The organism is Acidilobus sp. (assembly GCF_049973875.1).
Taxonomy (GTDB): Archaea; Thermoproteota; Thermoprotei_A; order Sulfolobales; family Acidilobaceae; genus Acidilobus.
On record NZ_JBMFJI010000041.1, the window covers coordinates 1 to 5,067 of the forward strand.

Consider the following 5,067-nt stretch of genomic DNA (forward strand, 5'->3'; position numbering starts at 1 on the left):
CCACCACGTTTTAAAGGCGGCGATTTCACCATCCTTATTAATCGCGACGACGTTAAGCCTGTCGCTGTTCAGGTCGAGGCCAGCGACCAGGCCGTAACCACCAGGTTTTGGTGAAGAGAGGTGCTTCAGGTACAGCCAGAGCGGGACCTGGAGGTGGATCATGGGGTAACGCTTGAAACTCACCGCAGCGCCGTAGCCCTCCTCCCTCCTTTGAGATAAATCCTCAAGCTCGCGAAGTAACGGCAGGTACTCTTCGCCGAAGTACGCCTCCCCAACGACCCATTCCTTACTCCAAGGATCCTTGACCCTGACTTCAACATGGTCCTCTAAAACGTGAAATTTAACACACCTGTTGCCCTCGTCGCTTTTATTCCCCCTGCAGGCAACCCACCTCCTCTTAATTTCAACCTTACTCCCTTTATTCTCGACAAGGGCTAAGGCCTGCTTGTAGGCCGTTTCAGCATAAATGGAGTAGGGGATTATGTTATATAACTCCTTAACGGCATCGTTCGGCGAGACCCCCCTCAGAGCCAGGTTAACCCCAGCCTTCACTGCCTTTGAGTAGTAATACGCGATCAGCGAGACCCTCCCGACGTCCTCAAAGGCTACCCTGCCGTTTATCGTTACGAACTGGAATTTCTCAAGCGCCTCCCTGGAGCCTACCAGCTTACTCCTCGTCGTCTGGCAGGATAACAATTACTACCACCTCCCTGTCCAGCAGGCTCCCAATCTTGCCGTGGACGTTCTTTGGGATGTATATCGCGTACTTAGGGTCCCCGTACTTGTCGTGGCCCATAGAGGATATCCTCGAGCGGAACACCACCTGGGTCATGTGCCATCGCGTGTTATAAGTAACGGAAAAACTTATAAGATTTTCCGTTATCAAATATCCTGGAGGGCGCCACCGTGAAGTCGATGAGCAGTCGCGAGGTGGAGGAAGGCGCCCGATGAAACTCCCCGCGTCGTGGCCGGGAGCCCACGCTCCCTAACCTAGGCGCGGGGAGGGGACAGGGGGTATGAGGACGAGAGGCTGAACGCAAATTCATGAGACCTCAGTGAAAGTCCGACCCCTAGGAGGCGACAACAAATTAAAAAGCGGGGTTAGCCCAGGCTAAACATTCAAGTTGGCAGGGGCTCAGATCCAGCCCCTCAGCTTCATAGCCCTTACGACCTTGTCCACAGCTATGGCCTGCGCGGCCGTCCTCATGCTGTAGGCTCCTCCGAGGCCTCCGAGCTTCTGCTCCCAGTAGTTCCAGACGGCGTTAAAGTTGTCAGTCATCTTCTGCATCAGCTTGTTCTTGGCCTCCTCCTCGGTTATCCATCCGCCCATCCTGTTGTTGACCCACTCTATGTGGCTCATCACTACTCCTCCTGAGTTGGCCAGTATGTCAGGCACTATGACAACCTGCTTCTTGACAAGTATCTGCTCCGCCTCGGGCGACGTTGGCCCGTTGGCTCCCTCTACTATGAGCTTGGCCTTTACGTTGTTTACGTTACTCGCGTTTATGACGTTCTCCACGGCAGCGGGGACCAGTATGTCAACGTTGCTGGTCAGCAGTTCATCGTTGGTGATCTTCCTCTCGACGTCAGGGTAGTCAATGACGAAGCCGGAGCCCTTCTTAGTTATGTACTCCCTGACCGCGTCGGGGTCGAAGCCCTTGCTGTTATATATGCCTCCCTTTATGTCTGATATTGCGACTATCTTTGCACCCATCTCCTTGAGGAACTTGGCGGTGTAGTAGCCCACGTTGCCGAACCCCTGTATGGCAACGGTCCTGCCCTCTATGCCTCCCCAGAGCCTCTTAGCCGCGGCCTGGGCAGCGGTGGCCACGCCGAGGCCCGTTGAGTATATCCTGGTCTCAAGGCCCCCGAGCTCCAGGGGCTTACCAGTAACTACGCCCAGCTGCTTCAGCCCAGTCCTTGTCTCATAGGCGTCCAGGAACCAGGCCATGGTCTGGGGGTTAGTGTTGACGTCCGGGGCAGGTATGTCAAGGTCGACGCCCACGAAGGGTGATATGGCTAAGAAGTATTTCTTAGAGAGCTGCATGAGCTCAAACTGGTTAAGCTGGAACGGGTCAACCTGTATACCGCCCTTAGCGCCCCCGTATGGAAGCCCTGCCAGCGAGTTCTTCCAGGTCATCCACATGGCCAGGGCCATTACCTCGCTCAGGTTCGTCTCAGGACTGTACCTGACGCCTCCCTTGTAGGGGCCAAGGGCGCTGTTGTGCTGAACCCTCCAGCCTATGAAGACCTTGGTGCTCCCGTTCCTCATAATCACAGGTATCTTGACCTGCACAATCCTTTCGGGCGTGGCTAACATGTCGTAGACTTCCTTGCTCAGGCCCAGTATACTGGCCGTGACCTCCAGCTGCTTTTTGGCCTCTTCATAAGGGTCCAACCTTACGGCCAACCCAAGTGCACCTCGCATGTATACAGAGCTGTTTCACAAGATATATAAATTCTTGCTAAAATAGTCTAAGAGTTATTCTTATAGGCTTTAAAAGAAATAGACGGCTATTTTAAATCAGATATTAACGGGGAGCGCCTGCGGAGCCTCTCCTTAGCCAGCCCACAACCGCCAGCAGCAACACCGCTACCGCCGCGACCTCCATCACCGTTGACCACTGCGATACTGCAGCAGGACTCATGTGAACCCTGAGCGCCGAGTTAAAGGCCCTGAGCTCTAATCCCACAGCTCCAAGTACTACGGACCAGAGGACTGCGGCCACGAGCCCGCTCACGTCGACGCTGCCAACCTTTAACTCAATCGAGGAGAGCTGCCTTATTGTCTTAACCCTACTAGCGGCCGCGCTGCTCATGGCAACATATGCGTAGTAGCCAGCTATGGTGCCAGGTATGAAGCCTAACGTGAAGACGAGCCCGAAGAGGCTCAGGGCCGCAAGGCCGCTCCAGAAGCCGCCGACGCTGCAGCCCTGAGCCATCCTGGCGCCTATCGCTAGTATGACGCCTCCCAGGAACGCTATCGCCATCTCAGCCGCGGCGTTCGTGTTCCTTGCTGGGAGCCTGATCGAGAACGTGCCCCTCCAAATGGCTGACACCATGGCGCCGGAGAGTATCATCAGTATAAAGAATGTGAACACGCTGGCTATGCCCACTGTCTGGAACCAGTTACTTGGCATTGACGCAGAGCCGAGGACGCCGCCAAAGGGGGCCGTCAAATACTCCCCGAGGAGGCCGACAGGCGTCGTCACGCCGAGGTAGTTGAAGCCCCTGCCGGCCAGGAACACAAACGAGGCCACCATGAAGAGGCCGAATACTGTTCCAAGCAGGTACGGCGAGCTCCAAATCTTTCCCCGCTCGCCGCCAGTCCAGGCGAGCCTGTTATGCCTGAGCCAGAGGGCGGCTGCCATAATTCCAGCAAAGAATATGACACCCGTGAGGGCGGCGGCCGCCCTGAGCGACAGAAGGCCGTCAAGGAGGTTCGGCACATAGTTCCGGGGGGCCCCGTTCATTATGCTGAGCGAGGTGTCGTGGTGCCACCACCAGTTAAGGTTGAGCCCGTCAAATACTGGGAAGGCAAATATCACAGTGCCCACTATCATGCCCGCTATTTCAAGCCAGTTAACCAGGTAGCCCTGGCCGGCCTTCCACAGCATGCCTACCATGCAGCCCTGGCCAAGCATTATGCCGAAGCCAAATACGAATGAGCCTAACAGGGTGTACCAGCCCGCCCCTGGCACCTTGAAGTAGGCGTCAACCGCAGGCACAAGCCCTGAGGCCACGAGGAGACCGGTGAGGAGCGAGGAGACCGCCACCCCCACGAGGATCATCTCATAAACTTTGCTATATTTAACTCCCATTACCTGATGGGTCGCAACTACTATGCAGTACGTGGTCCTCTCAGCCAGGACCCCAAAGAGGAAGCCCAGGACCGCATAGAAGGCCGCGTCAACCCAGGGATTCACCTTAAACAACGGAACCCCTGTCAACTGATCCCACCAATTCTCATTTTAGAGAAAACCGCTTAAAAGCGTTCTCTTTTTAGAAAAACGGGACGCCATATGGCAAAGGTTTTTATAGAGAGAATTCCCCTTCTCTAATATGAGAGTGGGAGCATGAGTGAGGCCAGAAAGGTCCTGGTAGATGCCAGGGGACTCTCGTGCCCAGGCCCCATAACTGAGATAGTTAAGGCCTACAGGAACCTAAAGAACGGGGACACCATAGAGATCTGGGCCACGGACCCCGGCTTCAAGCCTGACGTGGAGGCCTGGGTTAAGAGGACGGGAAACCAGCTGGTCGAGGTTAGAGAGGAGAAGGACAAAATAGTGGCCGTGATAAAGGTTACTGCTAAAAAATAACTTGTAACACTTTTCCTTTTCTTTTTTAAGACATAGTACCTATTGGACGTTCAAGCCAATTCTTTGGAGACCCTCTTTATGAGCATGTAGACCAGCGGTATGACTGCTATTGCAAAGGCTATAGCGAAGCCCCAGCTGAACGCATATATGATGCTTGTAACATTAGAGAACGGCTGCACTATGACAACTATTGCTATAAGCAGGAACACGACGTAAAGCAGGAACCTGCCGTAGCCGGCCAGGTCTTTGAGCTCAGGGTGTGACTTCAAGAGGTTGTCAACCACAGTGTCAGTTATGCTTAAGGTGGCCACGAGTATCACTGAAGCAATTATGATGTCATAGAACAGGTATGGGTTTATGAACTTTATCCAGTAGAATATCGCCAGCTGGGCTGCAACCGTTATTATCACTGCGTAGAGGCCGAACTTAAGCACGTTAAATATGGCCCCGAAGAACGGGTTTCCGGAGCCGCCCACCTGCCTCTGCATGTAGTCCACGAGTATGTTAACGAGCGCTATTCCAAGCGTTAGCAGCACTATAGCGCCTGCCAGGGAGGGCAGGTAGTTGGCTATCTCTCTGACCTCCTCCCCGCCCTAAAGGGCGAGGGTTCCCTTAGAGCGGATCATAGGTTTGTGGTTTACCGCCTTCATCTTCATCGCCTCATAGCTGGTGAGTGCGTTACGCGCCCACCCCGCTCCGCTCGTCCGGCGGTAGACCGCGGGCTGGGCCTTCAGCCCGTTACCCCTAC

General features: G+C 54.7%; 4 protein-coding genes and 2 pseudogenes. 1 reads left to right on the forward strand and 5 read right to left on the reverse strand.

Annotation, left to right across the window (positions count from 1 at the left end; genetic code table 11):
- The 4 genes and pseudogenes from ACP5H1_RS07825 to ACP5H1_RS07840 all read right to left on the reverse strand — a co-directional run.
- Positions 1-696, reverse strand: a pseudogene (locus ACP5H1_RS07825) (hypothetical protein); the annotation flags it as partial.
- Positions 668-832 (reverse strand): hypothetical protein, encoded by a 165-nt coding sequence (locus ACP5H1_RS07830; protein WP_427973803.1) that lies wholly within the window; start codon positions 830-832, stop codon positions 668-670. The pseudogene ACP5H1_RS07825 and the gene ACP5H1_RS07830, both read right to left, overlap by 29 nt.
- 303 nt (positions 833-1,135) lie before the next feature.
- Positions 1,136-2,410 carry a Glu/Leu/Phe/Val family dehydrogenase gene (locus ACP5H1_RS07835; RefSeq protein ID WP_427973805.1) on the reverse strand — a complete coding sequence of 425 codons (1,275 nt, stop codon included), beginning with the start codon at positions 2,408-2,410 and terminating at the stop codon, positions 1,136-1,138.
- A 121-nt stretch (positions 2,411-2,531) separates the two neighbouring features.
- Positions 2,532-3,926 carry a YeeE/YedE thiosulfate transporter family protein gene (locus ACP5H1_RS07840; protein WP_427973808.1) on the reverse strand — a complete coding sequence of 465 codons (1,395 nt, stop codon included), beginning with the start codon at positions 3,924-3,926 and terminating at the stop codon, positions 2,532-2,534.
- A 150-nt stretch (positions 3,927-4,076) separates the two neighbouring features.
- On the opposite strand from ACP5H1_RS07840, the gene ACP5H1_RS07845 reads away from it, so the two are divergent.
- Positions 4,077-4,319: a sulfurtransferase TusA family protein gene (locus ACP5H1_RS07845; protein WP_013267219.1), complete on the forward strand. Its 243-nt coding sequence runs from the start codon at positions 4,077-4,079 to the stop codon at positions 4,317-4,319.
- A 50-nt stretch (positions 4,320-4,369) separates the two neighbouring features.
- Here ACP5H1_RS07845 and ACP5H1_RS07850 read toward each other — a convergent pair.
- A pseudogene (locus tag ACP5H1_RS07850) lies at positions 4,370-4,900 on the reverse strand (mechanosensitive ion channel family protein); the annotation flags it as partial.
- Positions 4,901-5,067: the final 167 nt, after the last annotated feature.